This window comes from Pseudomonas sp. NFACC32-1 (assembly GCF_900101215.1).
Lineage (GTDB): Bacteria > Pseudomonadota > Gammaproteobacteria > Pseudomonadales > Pseudomonadaceae > Aquipseudomonas.
The window spans coordinates 87761-107137 of record NZ_FMUL01000016.1; the positions used below are offsets into that span (position 1 = coordinate 87761).

16 protein-coding genes, 1 tRNA gene and 1 pseudogene are annotated in these 19377 nt (G+C 62.5%); 12 read left to right on the plus strand and 6 right to left on the minus strand.

The genetic code is table 11. From position 1 onward, the window contains the following. Positions 1-4: 4 nt before the first annotated feature. From BLP99_RS21730 to BLP99_RS21765, 8 genes and pseudogenes are all read left to right on the plus strand, one after another. Positions 5-646: an urea amidolyase associated protein UAAP2 gene (locus tag BLP99_RS21730; RefSeq protein WP_072431914.1), complete on the plus strand. Its 642-nt coding sequence runs from the start codon at positions 5-7 to the stop codon at positions 644-646. Between the two features lie 213 nt (positions 647-859). Beyond that, a complete protein-coding gene (uca, locus tag BLP99_RS21735) occupies positions 860-4501 on the plus strand; it encodes an urea carboxylase (RefSeq protein WP_092181701.1) in 3642 nt (1213 codons plus the stop codon). Between the two features lie 22 nt (positions 4502-4523). Beyond that, positions 4524-6302: an allophanate hydrolase gene (gene atzF, locus BLP99_RS21740; protein ID WP_076405232.1), complete on the plus strand. Its 1779-nt coding sequence runs from the start codon at positions 4524-4526 to the stop codon at positions 6300-6302. 237 nt (positions 6303-6539) lie between these two features. Beyond that, positions 6540-7157 (plus strand): annotated as a pseudogene (locus BLP99_RS21745) (GGDEF domain-containing protein); the annotation flags it as partial. After that, positions 7150-7368, plus strand: coding sequence for a cysteine-rich CWC family protein (locus BLP99_RS21750; protein WP_076405234.1), 219 nt, complete (start codon positions 7150-7152; stop codon positions 7366-7368). The pseudogene BLP99_RS21745 and the gene BLP99_RS21750, both read left to right, overlap by 8 nt. 35 nt (positions 7369-7403) lie before the next feature. Then, positions 7404-8096: a pseudouridine synthase gene (locus BLP99_RS21755; protein ID WP_072431911.1), complete on the plus strand. Its 693-nt coding sequence runs from the start codon at positions 7404-7406 to the stop codon at positions 8094-8096. Between the two features lie 312 nt (positions 8097-8408). Continuing rightward, a complete protein-coding gene (locus BLP99_RS21760) occupies positions 8409-9293 on the plus strand; it encodes an alpha/beta fold hydrolase (RefSeq protein ID WP_092181704.1) in 885 nt (294 codons plus the stop codon). 151 nt (positions 9294-9444) lie between these two features. Then, positions 9445-9518 (plus strand) — tRNA-Gly (locus BLP99_RS21765). 115 nt (positions 9519-9633) lie between these two features. Here BLP99_RS21765 and BLP99_RS26445 read toward each other — a convergent pair. Then, positions 9634-9780, minus strand: coding sequence for a hypothetical protein (locus tag BLP99_RS26445; RefSeq protein ID WP_165887740.1), 147 nt, complete (start codon positions 9778-9780; stop codon positions 9634-9636). 174 nt (positions 9781-9954) lie between these two features. Between BLP99_RS26445 and BLP99_RS21770 the strand changes: the two genes are divergently transcribed. Continuing rightward, positions 9955-10359 carry a low affinity iron permease family protein gene (locus BLP99_RS21770; RefSeq protein WP_072399197.1) on the plus strand — a complete coding sequence of 135 codons (405 nt, stop codon included), beginning with the start codon at positions 9955-9957 and terminating at the stop codon, positions 10357-10359. Positions 10360-10411: 52 nt separating this feature from the next. On the opposite strand, the gene BLP99_RS21775 is transcribed toward BLP99_RS21770, so the two are convergent. The 4 genes from BLP99_RS21775 to fos all read right to left on the minus strand — a co-directional run bounded on the left by BLP99_RS21775 (position 10412) and on the right by fos (position 14153). Then, positions 10412-11320, minus strand: coding sequence for an SDR family oxidoreductase (locus BLP99_RS21775; RefSeq protein ID WP_072459291.1), 909 nt, complete (start codon positions 11318-11320; stop codon positions 10412-10414). 75 nt (positions 11321-11395) lie between these two features. Then, on the minus strand, positions 11396-11899 hold the full coding sequence (locus BLP99_RS21780) for a DUF4142 domain-containing protein (RefSeq protein WP_072459292.1): 504 nt from the start codon (positions 11897-11899) through the stop codon (positions 11396-11398). Positions 11900-12245: 346 nt separating this feature from the next. Then, on the minus strand, positions 12246-13595 hold the full coding sequence (locus BLP99_RS21790; protein WP_072431932.1) for a sensor domain-containing protein: 1350 nt from the start codon (positions 13593-13595) through the stop codon (positions 12246-12248). 141 nt (positions 13596-13736) lie between these two features. After that, entirely contained in the window at positions 13737-14153 is a 417-nt protein-coding gene (gene fos, locus BLP99_RS21795) for a fosfomycin resistance glutathione transferase (RefSeq protein WP_072459293.1), read from the minus strand. A 285-nt stretch (positions 14154-14438) separates the two neighbouring features. Here fos and BLP99_RS21800 point away from each other — a divergent pair, with 285 nt between their 5' ends. Both BLP99_RS21800 and BLP99_RS21805 read left to right on the plus strand, forming a co-directional pair. Continuing rightward, positions 14439-15674, plus strand: a complete 1236-nt coding sequence (locus BLP99_RS21800) for an aminotransferase class I/II-fold pyridoxal phosphate-dependent enzyme (RefSeq protein ID WP_072399207.1) — start codon at positions 14439-14441, stop codon at positions 15672-15674. 60 nt (positions 15675-15734) lie between these two features. Beyond that, on the plus strand, positions 15735-16919 hold the full coding sequence (locus BLP99_RS21805; RefSeq protein WP_072459295.1) for an MFS transporter: 1185 nt from the start codon (positions 15735-15737) through the stop codon (positions 16917-16919). Between the two features lie 66 nt (positions 16920-16985). Here BLP99_RS21805 and yiaY read toward each other — a convergent pair whose 3' ends face one another. Next, positions 16986-18134, minus strand: coding sequence for an L-threonine dehydrogenase (gene yiaY, locus BLP99_RS21810; RefSeq protein ID WP_072459296.1), 1149 nt, complete (start codon positions 18132-18134; stop codon positions 16986-16988). A gap of 138 nt (positions 18135-18272) precedes the next feature. Between yiaY and BLP99_RS21815 the strand changes: the two genes are divergently transcribed. Further along, entirely contained in the window at positions 18273-19292 is a 1020-nt protein-coding gene (locus BLP99_RS21815) for a DUF4917 family protein (protein ID WP_072459297.1), read from the plus strand. Positions 19293-19377 lie beyond the last annotated feature (85 nt).

Sequence of the window (19377 nt, forward strand, 5' to 3'; positions counted from 1 at the left end):
AGCCATGTCATTCGCCATCAGCACCGCACACAAGCAACCCGACACCGCCCTCTATCGCGCCACGATTCCCGCCGGCGAACCCTGGCTGACAGAGGTCAAGGCGGGCCAGACCCTGCGCATTCTCGACCTGGAAGGCAACCAGGCAGTCGACACGCTGTTCTACAGCCTGGCCAACCCCAAGGAACGCTATGACGTGCAACGCACCCTGCGCCGGCAGAACAATGTCTACCTGAGTACCGGCAGCGTGCTGTATTCCAACCTCGGCCGTCCGATGCTGACCATCATCGAAGACACCTGCGGGCGCCACGACACCCTCGGCGGCGCTTGTGCCCAGGAAAGCAACACCGTGCGCTACGCCCTGGAGAAGCGCTACATGCACAGCTGCCGGGACAACTATCTGCGGGCCTGTGCCCACGACGGTCGCCTGGGCAAGGGCGACATCGGCCCTAACATCAACTTTTTCATGAACGTGCCGGTCACCGCCGACGGCGGCCTGAGCTTCGAAGATGGCATTTCGGCACCGGGCAAATACGTCGACCTGCGGGCGGAAATGGACGTGATCGTACTGATTTCCAACTGCCCGCAACTGAACAACCCGTGCAACGCCTACAACCCCACGCCTGCGGAGCTTTTGATATGGAACTGAAATTCGCGCGCCTGCGCCGTTGGCTGTTCATGCTGTGCCAGAGCCGTGCGGGGCAGTGCATCAAATAAACAGGATATTTATGAAACACCACCCATCCCCTGGGGGAATCTGGGCTTTGGTTTCGCTCACGGGGACGACCCCGTAGGCCATCGACAACTGCGGGACGGCCCGCATCCCGGTTCAGGCAGCACCCATGCCTGAGGGGGCAATGCCATGTTCGAAAAAATCCTCATCGCCAACCGTGGCGCCATCGCCTGCCGCATCCTGCGTACCTTGCACCAGATGCAGGTCAAGGGCGTCGCGGTGTACTCCCAAGCCGACGCCGCCAGCCTGCACATCCTCCAGGCCGATGAAGCCCATTGCCTGGGCGACGGCGCCGCGGCCGGCACCTACCTGGCGCTGGACAAACTCCTGGAAGTCGCCCGAAGCAGCGGTGCGACGGCGATTCATCCCGGCTACGGTTTTCTCTCGGAGAACGCCGCTTTCGCCGAAGCCTGCGAGGCCGCCGGCATTGCCTTCATCGGCCCGACGCCGGAGCAACTGCGGGTATTCGGCCTCAAGCACACCGCTCGCGCCCTGGCCCGACAGCACGACGTGCCGTTGCTCGAAGGCACCGAGCTGCTCGACAGTGTCGAGGCGGCACTGCTGGCCGGCGCCCAAGTCGGCTATCCGGTGATGCTGAAAAGCACGGCGGGCGGCGGCGGCATCGGCATGCGGGTGTGCCGCAGCGCCACCGAGTTGAGCGAATCCTTCGAAGCGGTCAAGCGCCTCGGGCAGAACAATTTCAGCGACGCCGGTGTGTTCATCGAGAAGTACATCGAACGGGCCCGGCACCTTGAGGTTCAAGTGTTCGGCGACGGCCAGGGCCAGGTGCTCGCCCTGGGGGTGCGCGACTGCTCGGTACAACGGCGCAACCAGAAGGTCATCGAAGAAACCCCGGCGCCCAACCTGCCCGAGGGAATGGCCGAAGAACTCTGCGCGGCGGCGACCAAGCTGGCCCGGGCGGTGAACTACCGCAGCGCCGGCACTGTGGAGTTCGTGTTCGACAGTGACGCGGGGCGCTTTTATTTCCTGGAGGTCAATACCCGTCTGCAAGTGGAGCACGGCGTCACCGAGCAAGTATGGGGCGTGGACCTGGTGCGCTGGATGGTGGAACTGGCCGCCGGCGAGCTGCCGCCCTTGAGCGAACTGAGCCTGGGCTTGAAAGCCGAGGGGCATGCGATCCAGGCGCGCCTGTATGCCGAAGATCCAGGCCGGGATTTCCAGCCAAGCCCCGGTTTGCTGACGTCCGTGCAATTCCCGCCAACCGATGGCAAACGCCTGCGCATCGACACCTGGGTCGAGGCCGGTTGCCAGGTCCCGCCCTACTTCGACCCGATGATCGCCAAGGTCATTCATTGGGCGCCCACACGTGAACAGGCGCGCCTGGGCCTGCACCAGGCGCTGGGAGACAGCCTGCTGTACGGCGTCGAAACCAACCGCGAATACCTGCAACAGATTCTTCTCGACGCGCCCTTCGCCAACGGCCAGCCCTGGACCCGCTGCCTGGAAACCCTGGTCTATCGCGCCAACACGTTCGAAGTGCTCAGCCCAGGCACCCTGACCAGCGTCCAGGATTATCCAGGTCGCCTCGGCTATTGGGCGGTGGGGGTGCCGCCATCGGGACCGATGGACAGCCGCTCGCTGCGCCTGGGCAATCGCCTGCTGGGGAATGAAGAAGGCGCGGCTGCACTGGAAATCACCATGAGTGGCCCGCTGCTGCGCTTCAACTGCGATGCCCGGGTTGCCGTGACGGGCGCGACGATCGCGTTGACCCTCAACGATGAACCTGTGCCGATGAACACCCCATTGGCCATCGCCGCCGGCTCCACCCTCGCCATCGGAACCCTTTGCGGCGCCGGGGCGCGCAGCTATCTGTGCCTGCAGGGCGGCCTGCAGGTACCGGACTACCTGGGCAGCAAAAGTACGTTCACCCTCGGCCAGTTCGGCGGCCACGCCGGGCGCGCATTGTGCACCGGCGATGTACTGCACCTGGCTGCGCTGGACGGGCGCCTCGAGTTGCCGTCGATCAGCGAAACGCCCATCGAGTTGCCGCCCGTGCGGCAGATCCGTGTGATCTACGGTCCGCACGGCGCGCCCGAATATTTCACCGAGCGCTACATCCAGACCTTCTTCGATACCTCATGGGAAGTGCATTTCAACTCCAGCCGAACCGGCATCCGACTGATCGGGCCGAAACCCGAATGGGTACGCGCCGATGGCGGCGAGGCCGGACTTCACCCCTCCAATATCCACGACAACCCCTACGCCATCGGCGCCGTGGATTTTACCGGCGACATGCCGGTTATCCTCGGCCCCGACGGACCGAGCCTGGGCGGCTTCGTTTGCCCGGTGACCGTGATCGAGGCGGACCTCTGGCAACTGGGGCAGCTCAAGGCAGGGGACCAGGTGCGCTTCGTGCCGGTGGACCTGAAGACCGCCCGCTCACTGGCCCTGAAATGGGCTTGCTGTGGAAGCGAGCTTGCTCGCGATAGCGATCTGTCAGTCCCCTCGATGTTGGATGTCCCGCCGCTGTCGCGAGCAAGCTCGCTCCCACAGGGGATCGCGTCGCCTGTGGTGTTGGATATCGGCCAGGACGATACCCACCTGGTGGCAAGATTGTCCGGCGATACCCACCTGCTGCTGGAAATCGGCGCGCCCGAACTGGACCTGGTGCTGCGCTTTCGCGCCCATGCCCTGATGCAGGCCCTGGAACAGAAACGACTGGATGGCGTGGTCGACCTGACGCCCGGCATCCGCTCGCTCCAGGTGCACTACCAGCCCGAGCGATTGCCCCTGGCCGATCTGCTGGCCATCGTCGCCGGAGAATGGGATGCGGTATGCGCCGCGCAAGACCTGCAGGTGCCGTCGCGCATCGTCCATCTGCCGCTGTCCTGGGACGACCCGGCCTGCCAGCTGGCGATTGAAAAATACATGACCACAGTGCGCAAGGACGCACCCTGGTGCCCGAGCAACCTGGAGTTCATCCGCCGGATCAACGACCTGCCCAACCTGGACGAAGTGCAACGCACGGTGTTCGAGGCCAGCTACCTGGTGATGGGGCTGGGCGATGTCTACCTCGGCGCGCCGGTCGCTACCCCGCTGGACCCGCGCCATCGGCTGGTGACCACGAAATACAACCCGGCCCGCACCTGGACCGCGGAAAACTCGGTGGGCATCGGCGGTGCCTATCTGTGCGTGTACGGCATGGAAGGGCCTGGCGGCTATCAGTTCGTCGGCCGCACGTTGCAGATGTGGAATCGCTATCGGGATGTCGCCGCGTTCGAAGGAAAGCCCTGGCTGCTGCGCTTTTTCGACCAGATCCGTTTCTACCCGGTCAGTGCCGATGAGCTGTTGCGCATCCGTCGGGATTTCCCCCTGGACCGCTTCGACCTGGCCATCGAACACAGCCAGCTCAACCTGGCCGACTACCAGCGTTTCCTGGCGCGGGAAGCCGACAGCATCGCCGCGTTTCGCCAGCAGCAACAACACGCGTTCAATGCCGAACGCGAGCGCTGGATCGCCAGCGGCCAGGCCCACTTCGACAGCGAGGAACCGACGCCCGCGCCCACTGAAGACGCAAGGCTGGACGCGGATCAAGTAAGCGTCGACAGCCATATCGCCGGCAACCTCTGGCAGGTCCAGGTGGCCGCCGGCGCACGGGTCGCCGCCGGAGACGTGCTGGTGATCCTGGAGTCGATGAAAATGGAGATCCCGGTACTGGCTCCGGTGGCCGGCGTGGTGCGCCAGGTGCATGTCCAGCCAGGTTCGGCGGTGCGTGCCGGACAGCGCGTCGTGGTGCTGCAACGTGACTGAACTCAATCGAAGGATCAATGCCATGAGCCCATCCCTACAGCTGGACGACCTGCGTAACGCCTACCGCAGCGGCGAACTGACGCCTCGCCAACTGATACTGGCCCTGCGGGAAAAAGCCGCCGCGCTCAACCCGGACTACCACCTGTTCATCCACCTGTTGTCGCCCGAAGAACTGGAACCCTACCTGGCGGCCCTGGAAAGCCAAGACCTGGAAAACCTGCCCTTGTATGGCGTACCGTTCGCCATCAAGGACAACATCGACCTGGCCGGCATTCCCACCACCGCCGCCTGCCCGGCGTTCGCCTACGTGCCGCACCGTTCAGCGAGCATCGTCGAACAGTTGCTGGCGCTGGGCGCGATTCCCCTTGGCAAGACCAACCTCGACCAGTTCGCCACCGGGCTCAACGGCACCCGCACGCCCTATGGTGCTTGCCGCAACAGTGTCCTGCCCGATTATCCGGCGGGTGGCTCCAGCGCCGGATCGCCGCTGGCGGTGGCACTGGGAGTCGCCAGCTTCGCCTTGGGCACCGACACTGCGGGCTCCGGCCGAGTACCCGCAGCGTTGAACAACCTGGTGGGGTTGAAAGCCACCAAGGGTTTGATTTCCACGGCAGGCGTGATCCCTGCCTGCCGTACGCTGGACTGCGTGACGACATTCACCGCAACGGCCCGGGAAGCCAGCCAGCTGCTGGCGCTGACGGCCCGTCTCGACCCGGGGGACGAATACAGCCGTTGCAATCGGCAATGGAACGACAGCTCGGCTTTCGGCGTGCCGCAACGCTTTCGCTTCGGCGTTGCGCGCCAGCAGGACCTGGAGTTTTTCGGCTGCGATGAAGGACCCAGCTTGTTTCAGGAGGCCATCGAGCGCCTCGAACGCCTGGGCGGCGAGGCGGTGGAGCTGGACCTGTCGCCCTTCCTCGAAGCTGCGCGCCTGCTTTATGAAGGCCCCTGGGTGGCCGAGCGCTACAGCGTGGTCGGTGAGTTGATGGAGCGTCAGCCCGATGCGGTCCTGCCGGTCATCCGCGCAGTACTGGCGAAAGCGCCCGGCGTGGATGGCGTGCAGACCTTCCGCGCCCAGTATCGCCTGCAAGCACTCAAGGCCCGATGCGACCGTGCCCTGCAAAGCCTCGACTGCGTACTCACCCCCACCATCGGTCGCCCGGTGACCCTCGCCGAGCTCGCCGCCGAACCGGTACTGCGCAATTCGGAGCTGGGTTACTACACCAACTTCATGAACCTGCTGGACTACGCCGCCGTGGCCGTCCCCAGCGCATTCATGGCCAATGGTCTGCCCTGGGGCGTGACGTTGTTCGGTCGGGCCTTCACCGATCAATACCTGCTGAGCGTCGCCGACGCCTTGCAGCGCCAGCAGATGCCGGCACTGCCAGTTCCTGTCAACCCGGCGCGTCATGATCGGGCACGGCTGGTGGTCTGTGGCGCGCATCTCGATGGGCTGGCCTTGAACTGGCAGCTCCAGCGACGCGGCGCCCGCCTGGTCGAAGCCACCCACAGCTCGCCGGATTACCGCCTCTACGCCCTGGCCGGCGGCCCGCCGCTGCGCCCTGGCATGCTGCGCGTCAATGAGGGCGGCGTGGCGATCGAAGTGGAGGTCTGGGAGTTGCCCAGCAGCGAACTGGGCTCGTTCCTGACCGGTATTCCCGCGCCGCTGGGGCTGGGCAAGGTGCAGCTCGCCGACGGCCGTTGGGAAAGCGGGTTCATTTGCGAGCCCTATGGCCTGGAAGGCGCGCGGGACATCAGCGAACTGGGTGGATGGCGGGCTTACCTTCGAAGCCTGCGATAGCGGTCAGTCGTGGCGAGGCTGCAACCTCGCCACGGTTCTGCAAATCCGGACACCTTTTCCTGCAAGGCCACTAAACTGATTCCATCGGGTCACGCCAAGGGAATCGCCATGTCGCTTCGTCCGTCGTTGTATTCCCAGCGCTCGCCGGTGCTGATGTTGGCCATCCTGGTCGGTGCCGGCTTCCTGGTGACCTCGCTGCTGGGGTATTACGCGGCCGGTACATCGCTGCGAGACAACGTCCTCAAGGCGCTGTACATCAACCTGCTGATCGGTCTGCTGGTCACAGTGGCCGTGGTCGTGGTGCTCTATCGGTTGATCGCCAGTTATCAACAAAGGATCGACGCTCAGTCCATCCTTGACGGCCTGACCGAGCTGCCCAATCGCCGGGGCTTCGACCTGTTGGCGGTGCAGGCCCTGCATGAAGCCCAGCGCGAGCCCAAGCCCTTGAGCGCGTTGTTGCTGGAAGTGGACAACTTCAGGCAACTCGACAGCACCCATGGCCACATCGCCAGCGATCAGTTGCTGACCGCCCTGGCCCGCGACCTGACCGACTCACTGCGGCACTCGGACATCGTATGCCGCTGGAGCGCCGACGCTTTCGTCCTGTTGCTCAAGGACACCGATGGGCAGAACGCTTTGAGGATCGCGGAGAAAACCCGCCAGCACATCCAGCAGCAGCGCTATTTCTGCAGCGGAAAGCAATTGCAGGCCACCATCAGCATCGGCCTGACCACCGTGCAGGACGAAGACACCTTGCATAGCCTGCTGTCCCGGGCCGATCATGCGCTGCAACGCGCCCGACAGACCGGAAGCAACCGAACCTGCGTGGAAATGCCCCATTCGAGCTATGAATAAACCTGACCTCTGCCCCGCCTGCGGCGCCACCAATGACTGCACCCTCGCCGACCCGAAGACCGCCGACCGGGCCTGCTGGTGCTACGGCGTGAGTATCGATCAGTCCGTGCTCGAAGCCTTGCCCGCCGAGCTGCGCGACAAGTCCTGCCTGTGCCCGCGATGCGCCCGGGTGGACGACCAGTTGCGCGCCAATGCCCGACCGATCGCGTAAGATGCCCGCCCTCCGCCTCCTTGCCTGAACTGCCCATGCGCGTCGACCGTTTCCTCAGCAACCTGCCACGTTTCAATCGCCAACAGGCCCGACTGTTGCTGGTCGAACGCCGGGTGCGGATCGATGGCCAGGTGGTCAATGACCCTCATGCCCAGGTTCGTGAGTTCAGCCGCGTCGAGGTGGACGACGAACTGTTGCAGGCCGGTCGACCGGCGCGCTATTTCATGCTGCACAAGCCCACCGGTTGCGTCAGCGCCACCCGTGATCCGCAACACCCCACCGTGCTGGACTGGCTGGACGAACCGGACAAGGACGACCTGCACATCGCCGGACGCCTGGACTTCAATACCACCGGGCTGATGCTGATCACCAATGACGGCAACTGGTCGCGGCGCCTGACCCAACCGCAGACCCGGTTGCCCAAGGTCTATTACGTCGAGACCGAGCGAACCATCACGGACGAGTACGCCACCACCTTCGCCCGTGGCCTGTACTTCGCCTTCGAAGGCCTCACCACCCAACCGGCGGAGCTGACGTTGCTGGGGCCTAATTCCGCGCGGCTGAGCATCGTGGAAGGCCGCTACCATCAGGTCAAACGCATGTTCGGCCACTTCGACAACAAAGTGTTGCGCCTGCACCGGGAACGCATGGGTCCATTGGTGCTGGACGCCGACCTGGAGCCGGGCCGATACCGCGCACTGCGCCCTGACGAGATCCGCCTGATCTAAACCGATGACCGTCGGGCAGAAAGTGTCGAACAATTTTTCGAAGGGTACTTGCGCAACGGTCGCCCCCCTGCTTGAATCAAACCGTCGGCCGAAATGTGACCGACGAGTCATATCATACTTCCAAGAAACTTTTTGCCGGCCGGGGTCCCCCAGCCCTCGCGTTATCCACCGGCAATCTGCCCGCCTATAACAACACCCGTCGACCAGTCCTGCCGGATCGACATGGGCCTTATCTTCCAGGCGTATGCCTACCTGTCACATTGCCCGTGCAATCTCATTGCGCGCATACCCGCTTGCCAGGAGTCTGATGACATGAGGCCAGAAATCGCTGTGCTGGATATACAAGGTCAGTATCGGGTTTACACGGAGTTCTATCGCGCAGACGCCGCGCAAAAGACCATCATCCTGGTCAACGGCTCGCTGGCCACCACCGCGTCGTTTGCCCAGACCGTCAAGAACCTGCATCCGCAATTCAACGTCGTCCTGTACGACCAGCCCTACGCAGGCAAGTCCAAACCCCACAACCGGCACGAAAAAATGCTGACGAAGGAGGATGAAGGGCAGATTCTCCTGGAACTGATCGACCACTTCGCCGCCGAGCATGTGCTGTCGTTTTCCTGGGGAGGAACCGCCGCGCTGAACGCCTTGGCCCAGCGCCCACGGCGCATCGAAAAGGCCGTGATCAGCTCGTTCTCTCCCGTGCTCAACGCACCGATGCGCGATTACCTGGAACGTGGCGTCGACTACCTCAGCCACCTGGACGGCGACCGTGTGGGCCATCTGGTGAACAACACCATCGGCAAGCATCTACCGCCATTGTTCAAGCGCTTCAACTATCGCCATGTCAGCAGCCTGGCCGAGCATGAATACACCCAGATGCATTTTCATATCAACGAAGTGCTCCACAGCGATCTGGCGTGCTACGTCGATGCGGCGAAGAAAATCAACGTGCCGGTGCTGTTTCTCAATGGCGAATGGGACGAATACACCACCGCCAACGACGCGAGGCTGTTCGCTCGACATGTGCAGGACAGCAGCTTCAGCACGGTACAAGCCACGGGGCACTTCCTGGACATGGAACACAAGGCCGCCTGCCGCGACAGCCGCGACGCCCTGCTGAACTTCCTCCAGCCCAGCCGCTATGAAATCCGGTCGCGCTACAACTACGTGCAGGACCACCATGCGCTGGCCATCTGAAACCGAGTCTTGGCGGGCAAGCCCCTCGATAGCGGGGCCTGCTCGCCAACGACCGCACTGGCCGAAGGCCTGCGCAGGCAAGCGACGTCACCGCCGGTAAAGAAAAACTTCAAATCCACGCCCACTTCTGGTACAAAGTCAGCCGCTCTGAGCGGGTGTCGTATAATGGCATTACTCCAGCTTCCCAAGCTGATAACGAGGGTTCGATTCCCTTCACCCGCTCCAATCAGATTCCGATCTCACGTCATTCAATGACTGGAGATACAAAAAAACCGGCCTCCCAGGGCCGGTTTTTTTTTGTTCGATATTTGTACATCGATCATGTCTGCGAGCACATTCGTTATTTCTTCTCGGAACCGGACTCCTGCATCTGCACCGAAGACTTGGAGCCGTCGGTGTTGTCCTTGGTCTCGTTGTCCGAATTGTCGAAGCAGCCTTGCAAGGCAAGCAGGCAGCAGGCGAGGCAGAAAGTGCGTGCGAGGTTCATGGCTTACTCCAGGGGATGGGTTTAAACAATGACCCTTGAACATCGCGATGGTTGCGCCATTTTTCGCCCTGAGCGATGAACGTCCGCAGGCCGTCACGGGGAAGAATGTAAGTAGAATTTTCACCGTTTCGTTGCTGTCACACCAGACAGGTGAATCCTACAAGGAACACAGCAATGACCTTCGCAAAAATCGCTCAGAAACTGTCCCTGTGGGCGGGGAGCCCAAAGACATTCCTGGGAGCCCTCGTATTGTTGGCGCTCTGGGCTATCAGCGGGCCTTTCTTCAAGTTCAACGATACGTGGCAACTGATCATCAATACATCGACGACGATCATTACCTTCCTGATGGTATTCCTCATCCAGAACACGCAAAACCGCGATACCGACATCCTGCACCTGAAGGTCGACGAGTTACTGCGGGCGACCAAAGAGGCGCAGAACGCGATGCTTGGCCTCGAATCCCTGGACCTCAAGCAACTGGAGGCACTGCGCAAGCACTACCAGGCCATGGGACAGGGCGAGGCGAAAAACCTGGAGGGTCTTGAGGAGCAGAACAAGGTGGACCTGAATCAATGCTGAAGGCGTGACTGCGCGAGCGAGACAACCTCTCACCCGCGCAGCCTATCGTGCCTCAGGGCAGCGGATTACCGCCTGTCACACCGAACACTTCGCCGGTGATATAGCTCGACTCCTGGGAAGCCAGCAACACGTAGAGCGGCGCGCATTCGGCCGGCTGGCCGGGACGCTTCATCGGGACCTGGGAACCGAAGGTCGGTATTTTCTCCCGGGGCTGCCCGCCACTGGGCTGCAACACGGTCCAGATCGGCCCCGGTGCCACGGCGTTGACCCGGATGCCCTTGCCGATGACCTGGCCAGCCAGCGCCTTGGTGAACGCCACGATGGCCGCCTTGGTGGTGGCGTAATCCAGTAATGTCGCCGACGGATCGTAGGATTGGATCGACGCGGTATTAATGATGGTCGCTCCGGCCGGCATCAGCGGCACCGCGGTCTTGCAAAGCCAGAACATCGCATAGATGTTGGTTTTCATGGTGTCGTCGAACTGAGCGGTGGTGATGTCGGCGATGTCTTTCTGCGCTTCCTGTTTGCCGGCCACATTGACCAGGATGTCCAGTCCTCCCAGTTGCTCATGGGCGCTTTTCACCAGTTGGACGCAGAATGCCTCGTCCTTGAGATCGCCAGGAATCGCAATGGCCTTGCGGCCCTCGGCTTCGATCAGTTCGATGACTTGCCGGGCATCACGCTCTTCACTGGGCAGGTAATTGATCGCGACGTCGGCACCTTCCCGTGCATAGGCGATGGCCGCCGCACGACCGATACCTGAATCGGCGCCGGTAACCAGGGCTTTGCGGCCCTCCAGGCGGCCGAATCCTTGATAGCTTTTCTCGCCATGATCCGGCTTGGGCACCATGTCCTGGTCGATACCCGGCGGTGATTGGGGCTGGTCAGGGAAAGGCGGGCGAGGATACTGGGTCAACGGGTTCTGCATCGCATATTGATTGGGTTCTCGGCGTGTGGACATCGAGGTTCTCCTTTCTGCGGGCAAGGTGAACCGGGACGTAATCGCCCCGGCCTTGAATATGAGTCAAGCCTTGGATCAGCGGCTGGCCTGGAGCGCCCTGGCCATTTCCAGATGGGTCTGCAACTTGGGCAAGGTCTCGTCGGCGAACGCCTTGATCTCCGGCACGTTGGTGGTCTGGGCCTCCTGTTGGATCTGCGCGATGGCTTCCTCGGTGGCCTTGACCTGGCTGGCGGCGTAGGCCGCCTCGAACGACTCGCCTTCCTGGACTTGCGGTATCAGGGTCTTGGCCTTCTCGGCCACCGCTTCCCTGGGCTCGACGGGCAGGTCGAGTTTTTTCGCAATCTTGGCCAGGTGCTGGTTGGCCGTGGTGCGGTCGTTGATCACCATGATGGTGTAATCCTTGACCTCCCTGGATTCGGCTTTTCCGTGGGCCATGCGGCTGGCCTCGATGTCGGCCATGCCTTTGGCTGAGGCATCGTTGATGAATTCGGTCGGCGATTGGGCCCAGGCACTGTTGGCACCCAGGCCCATCAGCACGACAAGACTGCTGGTGCGTAAAAAGGTGGCAATCCGGCTCATGGTCGCGCCCTCCTCGAAGTAGAAGTCCCGGCAGGTTTTCCTGCCTCTGAATCAGAACCACCGGTGACATTCAGCGAGACGTCTGACCCGGCTTGCGGCCGATTTCGACTTTTGACGGGTGCTTATCGACGCTCATGATGGTGGTTCTCCCACTTTTGCGACCCGCTTCAGACACCTTCGTTCGATCGTGAACGATGTTTCCCGGATAATTGCTTCGTGAACCTGGCATGGTCCGGCCCTCCAGATACATGGATGTCACGAGCACTGCTCGCCTGACATTCGAAAGGAAAACGGACTGGAAGGTTTTGCCGAAGCCGACGGCGTCACGACGAACGGTGACACCGGGTCAGAGGCCGAGGGCCTTGTGATTGTGGCGCTTGGCAGCGTACATCGCCTCGTCGGCGTGGCGGAACAGGGCCACGTCTTCACTGCCATGGTCTGGAAAACAGGCCACGCCGATACTGGGCTCGATGCTCAGGCTGTGTCCGTCCAGGCGCAGCGGCTGGCTCAGTGCATGACGGATCTTTTCCTGGACACGGCGCGCATCGTCCAGGGCCTGGATGCTATGGAGCAGCACCACGAACTCGTCGCCGCCAATGCGCGCCACGGTATCGCTCTCACGGATGCAGCCCTGCAGTCGGCTGGCCACCGCTTGCAGCAGCAGATCGCCCACACCGTGGCCGAAAGTGTCATTGACCTGCTTGAACCGATCCAGGTCGATATACAGCAAGGCCATGCGTCCCGACACCGCACGGGCGCTGGCCAGCGCAGCCTTGAACCGTTCACGCAGCAATTCGCGGTTGGGTATCTGGGTCAACTGATCGTATTGCGCCATGCGCTGCAAGCGGGCATGCAGGCGCTGGCGTTCGATGGCGATGGTGAGCTGCGCACAGACATATTGCAGCAGCTCCTTGTCCTGCTCGGTATAGCGCTCGTCGTCCTGGGCGCTCTTGACGATCAGCGCCCCGATCGTGCCGTTCTGGGCATTGAGCGGCACACCCAGCCAACAGGGTGCGCCCGGCTGTGTCGCCAGGTCACGCAAACCCGATGGCAGCGAGTCGCGATCAGAGGTCAGCAGGATCGGCTGGCCGCTGCGAATCACTTCTGCGCACAACCGCCCGGTCACCGTATCCGGCAACTCGGGCTGCCCTTCCCGGCCGTCGACGTGATAAGCGAAATCCAGCTGGGCACATTGCTCGTCGTACAGCGCTACCGAGAAATTCAGCGCCGGCAGCCACTCACCGATGATCAGGTGAATGCGCTTGAACAACCCCAGCAGATCCGCCGCGGCATGGGCCGCTTCGGAGATCGCATACAGCGCCGCCTGCCGGGACTCGGCCTGCTTGCGCTCGGTGATGTCCCGCGCCACGGCGATCCGCAGTTGGTCCTGTGACGACCAGCGTGCCGACCAGAGAATGTGCGCCACCCGACCGTCCTTGCGCAGGTAACGGTTCTCGAAGTTGAACTTGGGGTCTCCCCCCATGATTTCCCGCGCGGCGTCGAGGGTTCGCTGGCGGTCGTCGGGGTGTACCAGCTCGATCATGGACCGACCGATCAGTTCCCGGGGTGTATAGCCGAAAATGCGCTCACAGGCGGCACTGACGAACACGAACCGACCATGGGCGTCTACGGCGCACACAGCGTCCAGCAGGAGGTCGAGGTAACTGGCCAGCGGCGTGGCATTAGGGGTATCCATGGAGCTGAACGCCATCCGGAGAATGCAGTCATGTGCGAATCCGATGATCCGGCGCGCAATATATGATGAGGATAGCGCAGTCATTCAGGCCCTCCGGAAAAATGATTGCGTTAAGCCATCTTTCCCCGACAGAAGGCCTTGTCACGGCACCGTGAAGAACTCCATGCCGGCGTAAGGCGCCTGCCGACAGGCCTTCAGACGCGACGCCAGGTCGCCCACATGAAGTTCGAGCTTGTGCCCGTCCGGGTCCAGGAAATAGAACGAATCGCCTTCGCTGCGATTGTCCCGCCACGATGCGACCCCGGCCGCCTTGAGCCGCGCCACCAGACGCGGGAAACCCTCGGCCGCCAGGCTGAACGCGTAATGGGTGTAATCCGCCGCCGGCCCGGTCGTGCGTAATGGGTCGAGAGACAGGCACAACCACAAGCCCGGCACAGACAGATAGGCCCCGCTGTCCCAGCGCGCCTCGAGACGAAACTGCAACAGGTCGCGATAAAAGCCCACGCTTCGGTCCAGCTCGGTGACCGCGAGGGTCAGATGGTTGAGGCCTGAAAGCATCGACAGGAACCTTGCGAAAGAAATGGACAAGAGAGGACGCTGTACACACCCCCCAACGCAGCGGCTCCGGGGCATCGACAAACATTGTAACGAGCTCCCACTTAACCAGGGAATTCCTCGTCCACGTTCATAGGCAACGTCCTACACAGAACTCTCCAGCCCCCCTCAAAGACGCCGGAAACGGCCGATTCAAAGCCTTGGGCAGTGGTCTGTAAAGTCCGGAAACACACAGATATCGAAACACCCCACGGACAGAACCCCTCAACCAAGGAATGTAATCGCGCCATGAACCAGACCACGCAGCCGACCCATCGTTTCACCAACTACCGCAAGGTCATTGCCCTGGCGGACCAGGATTGGCAGAACGCCGAAATCGGGAAGATCTCGGGACTCAACGTCGAGGTCAAGACACCCAACGTCCTGGTCGACCAGTACGGTCGCACCTTTCATCATTTCTGCACGACCTCCTACCTGGGCCTGGATTACCACCCCGCATTGCTTGACGGCGCCATGACCGCGTTGTGGGAAACCGGCACCCTGCGGGTCGCCAACTCGAAGAACCGCTGCAAGCTGGCGATCCTGGCCCGATACGAGGCCCAGTTGTCGGAGCTGTTCGGTGCCAGTTGCCTGAGTGCCCTGTCCTGCAGCGCGGCCAGTGCGGGAATCCTGCCATTGCTGGCCAGTGGCGTGCTCACCGACAACAGGCCGCCGGTCATGATATTCGACAAGCATGCCCACTATTCGATGAACCACTTCAAGACTGCTTGCGCCGATGAAACCCAGGTCCTCACCTGCCCCCATAACGACATGGATTTCATCGAGGACCTGTGCAAGCGTCAACGCAACGTGGCCTATGTGACCGATGGTGCCTACAGCATGGGCGGGATGGCGGACCTCGATAGCCTGTTATATCTCAAGCAGCGCTACGGCCTGTTCCTGTACCTGGACGACTCCCACGCGCTGTCCACCGTGGGCCAATGCGGCGCCGGCCTGGTCCGCTCGCGCCTTCCCACCGTGGACGAACGCACCCTGATCGTCGCTTCCCTGGCCAAATCCTTCGGGGCCAGCGGGGGCCTGGCGATGTTCGGCAGTGAAAGGCACAAGGCGCTGGTGCAGCGCTACGGTGGCCCCAGCAACTGGTCGCAGAGCCTGAACGCAGCGGCCATCGGCGCCGGCATGGCCTCGATCCGCCTGCATCGCAGCCGAGAGCTGGGCTCCTTGCAGGAGCGCTTGCAGGCTAATATCCGACTGTTCGACAGCCTTATCCGCACCGAACAGTACGGCAATCCCATGGCGATCCGCCTGATACCGTGCGGCGAAGCAGCCCTGGCCAATCGGCTGGCGGTGGAACTGGCCGAGCTTGGGTATTTCACCTCGGCGGTGTTCTTCCCTGTCGTGCCGCAGAACAAGGCCGCGATACGTATCACCCTGCGGGCCGACATGGAGCCAGGGGTGATCCGGTCGTTCTGCGAACAGATGACCGACCTGCTGAAAGCTCACGGGCGTGAAATCCGCCCCTGAACGAAAACGGGTAGCCTGTGCGGCTCATTCGTGCACTCAAATCAACCGTACAGGCCACTGATGAAGAACCGTACAACCCTGATCGTCACCTGCACCACGGTGTTCCTGGCCCAACTGGGCATGAGCATCTACTTGCCGGCCTTGCCTGACATGGCCCGGGACCTGGGCGACGATGCTTCACGGGTGTCCTGGGGACTGCCGGTGTACCTGATCGGCATGGCACTGCCCATGCTGGCCTGGGGCAGCCTGAGCCAGGGGTTGGGGCGCAAGCCGGTGTTGCTGGCGGCGTTGGCGCTATACGGGCTGGCCAACCTGGCCCTGCCCCTGGGAACCGGCGTGGAAGCGTTCCTGGCCTTCAGGCTGATCCAGGGCATCGGGGCCAGCGGCATTTCGGTGATGGCGAGGGTGTTGATCCGGGACAGCTTCAGCGGCGACCTGCTGGCCAAGTCCCTGGCGTGGTTGTCCATCGCCTTTGTGATCGCCCTCGGTATCGGCCAATACCTCGGCTCCCTGATCCAGGCCGCTTTCGGCTGGGCGGCGATCTTCCAGGGGCTCGGCGCTGCCAGCCTGGTAATGGCCGCAGCCGTGTCCCGGGCCAGGTTCCCGAGGCTGGCGGAGGAGAAAAACGGTCAACCGGCGTGGCGCGTGTATGGGCAGATCCTGAAGCACCCTGGCTTTCTCCTGCCCGCCCTGGCGGGTGGGTTGGGTTACGGTGTGATCATTGCCTTCAACACTGCCGCGCCGCTGATCCTGCGTGACAGCTTTCACTGGTCGGCGATCGAGTACGGCCTGCTGGGCTGGCCCATCAGCGCGGCGTACTTGCTCGGCGCATTGGTGGTCAATGCCTGCGTATTGCGCATCGGCCAGCGACGGCTGATGGGCTGGGGTATCGCCCTGGTACTGGGCGGCAGCGCGACCATGCTGGCGGCCAGCCTCAGCCTGGGCAGCGTGGCGGTGCTCTTCTGGCTGCCGTACTGCTTCGCCGTGTTCGGCCAGTCGCTGAACTACCCCATCAGCCTGTCCCTGGCCAATGAGGGTTCACCGATACCGGGCGCCTATGCCATGGCGTTGAGCGGCTTTCTGCATCAATGGATGGCATCGTTGATTGGCGCCATGGCCAGCCTGCTGTTGAGCGAGCAGGCCTGGCCGTTGGCAGCGTTGTGTACGTTGCTGGCGATGGCGGCAATGCTGTGTGCCAGATCCTTGCCGCCCCAACCCCGTCAGGCCCTGCAAGAAAAGCCTTGATACTCGTTCATGCTGCGTTGAAAACGGCCTCGCCTGACCTTCGTCTCAAGACTTTTCAGACACAGCCTAGAACGCGGTGCGGAAAATTTCCTCGATTTGCCGCTGGTCCGCTGCTCGCGGATTGGTCAAGCCGCAGGCGTCCTTCAGGGCGTTGGCGGCCAGCACCGGCACATCATTGAGGCGTACACCCAACTCCCGCAGGCCTGCGGGAATGTCCACGTCGCTGGCCAAGGCACGAATCGCCGCAATGGCGGCCTGCGCGCCCTCCTCCGGGCTGGATCCAGGCAGATCGACGCCCATGGCGCGGCCCACATCGGCCAGCCTGTCGGCGCACACCGAGGCGTTGAATGCCTGCACGTGTGGCAACAGCACGGCGTTGCATACCCCGTGCGGCAAGTCATAGAAGCCGCCCAGCTGATGCGCCATCGCATGCACGAACCCCAGCGATGCATTGTTGAAGGCCATCCCGGCGAGGAACTGTGCGTAAGCCATGTTCTCCCGTGCCGCCAGGTCATTGCCGTCGCGCACCGCCAGGCGCAGGTTGTTGCTGATCAGGGTGACGGCTTTCAGGGCGCAGGCATCGGTAATCGGGGTCGCGGCGGTGGACACGTAGGCCTCCACGGCATGGGTCAACGCATCCATGCCCGTGGCGGCAGTCAGGCCCTTGGGCATCGCCACCATCAACGCCGGGTCGTTGACCGACATGAGCGGTGTCACATTGCGATCGACAATCGCCATTTTCACATGGCGCGATTCGTCCGTAATGATGCAGAAGCGCGTCATCTCACTGGCGGTGCCGGCAGTGGTATTGATGGCGATCAGCGGCAATTGCGGCTTGCTCGAACGGTCGACGCCTTCGTAGTCACCGATCTGCCCGCCATTGGTGGCACACAGGGCGATGCCCTTGGCGCAGTCGTGAGGCGAACCACCACCCAGCGAAACCACGAAATCGCACCGGGTTTCTTTCAGCAGGCCCAACCCCTGCACGACGTTGGCGATGCTCGGGTTGGGTTTTGCGCCATCGAAAACGACCGAATCGATGTCCTGTGCGGCCAGTAGTCCCGCCACCTTGTCGGCAACGCCGGCCTTGGCAAGCCCGGCATCGGTGACAATCAACGCCTTGCGAAAACCATAGTTGCGGATGGCGGTCATGGCCTCGTCGAGGCAGCCCAGCCCCATGACATTCACGGCTGGGATGAAGAAAGTGCTGCTCATGGGAACATGCTCCTGGGGAAGCCGGATCGGCGTGCCTACAGGATTGACCGAGCGGTCACGGCATTCCTTGATCTGGCTCAAGAGTCTGTCGTGATAAAGTCGCGCCCTGCCTTTGCCACGTTTTGGATGAGCTTCGCAATGACCGATTTCCAGGAATATGACGCCCGGCTCGAAGATTGGGAGGCCTTGCGCGCCAACACCGCTTTCAGCGGCCTGTTGGTGGGTAACGGTGCCAGCCGCGCCATATGGGACGACTTTGGCTATGACTCGCTGTTCGAGAACGCCCGCACGGTCGAGGAAAAGCCCCTGAGCCCGTCGGAACTGAGCGTGTTCGACGCAATGCAGACGCGCAGCTTCGAGCAGGTGCTCGGTGCGCTGAAAACCACCAGCCGGATCAACAAGGCCCTGGCCGTCAGCTCCGCCGCCCCGCGCAATCGCTACTACGCGATCAAGGAAGCGCTGATCAACACCGTGCACGCCGTGCACATCCCCTGGCGGCTGGTGCAGCCGGCAACCCTGGCAACGTTGAACCGAGAGCTGAGTCGCTACCGCACGGTATTCACCACCAACTATGACCTGCTCAACCACTGGGCGCTGCAGCATGAACCAGGCACCCTCACCGATCTGTTCAGCGGCGACGATCAACGTTTCGACCTGAACCACGCCTGCTCGGACAAGACGCGCCTGCTCTACCTGCACGGCGGCCTGCACCTGGTGCGCAACCAGGACGGCACCGCGCGCAGGCTCACCTCCACCGAGGGCACGCTGCTGGGCAACTTCGCCATCAACAACACCCTCAAGACCCTCGACGACGTACCGCTGTTCGTCAATGAAGGGCCCAGCGAGGACAAACTCAGGACGATCCGCAGTTCCGACTACCTGTCGTTCGGCTATGACCAGTTGCTGCACCACAGCGACAACCTGTGCCTGTTCGGCCATGCCCTGGGCGAGCAGGACCGGCACATCGTCCAGGCCTTGCGCCAGGCCAGCCCCAGGACCATGGCCATTGCGATCTATCCCCGCAGCCAGGCGTTCATCCAGCACCAGAAGCGTCACTACGCCAAGTTGTTCCAGGGACTGGAGGTGGCGTTGCGGTTCTTCGACGCCAAGAGCCATCCGCTGGGCGATCCGAAACTGTCGGTGCCGGTGGAGATTTAGGCAGTCGGCATTGGACAGGACTCTTTTGGGATCGGAGACACGATGGACTGTGGCGAGGGGATTTGTCCCCGTTGAGTGCGCAGCG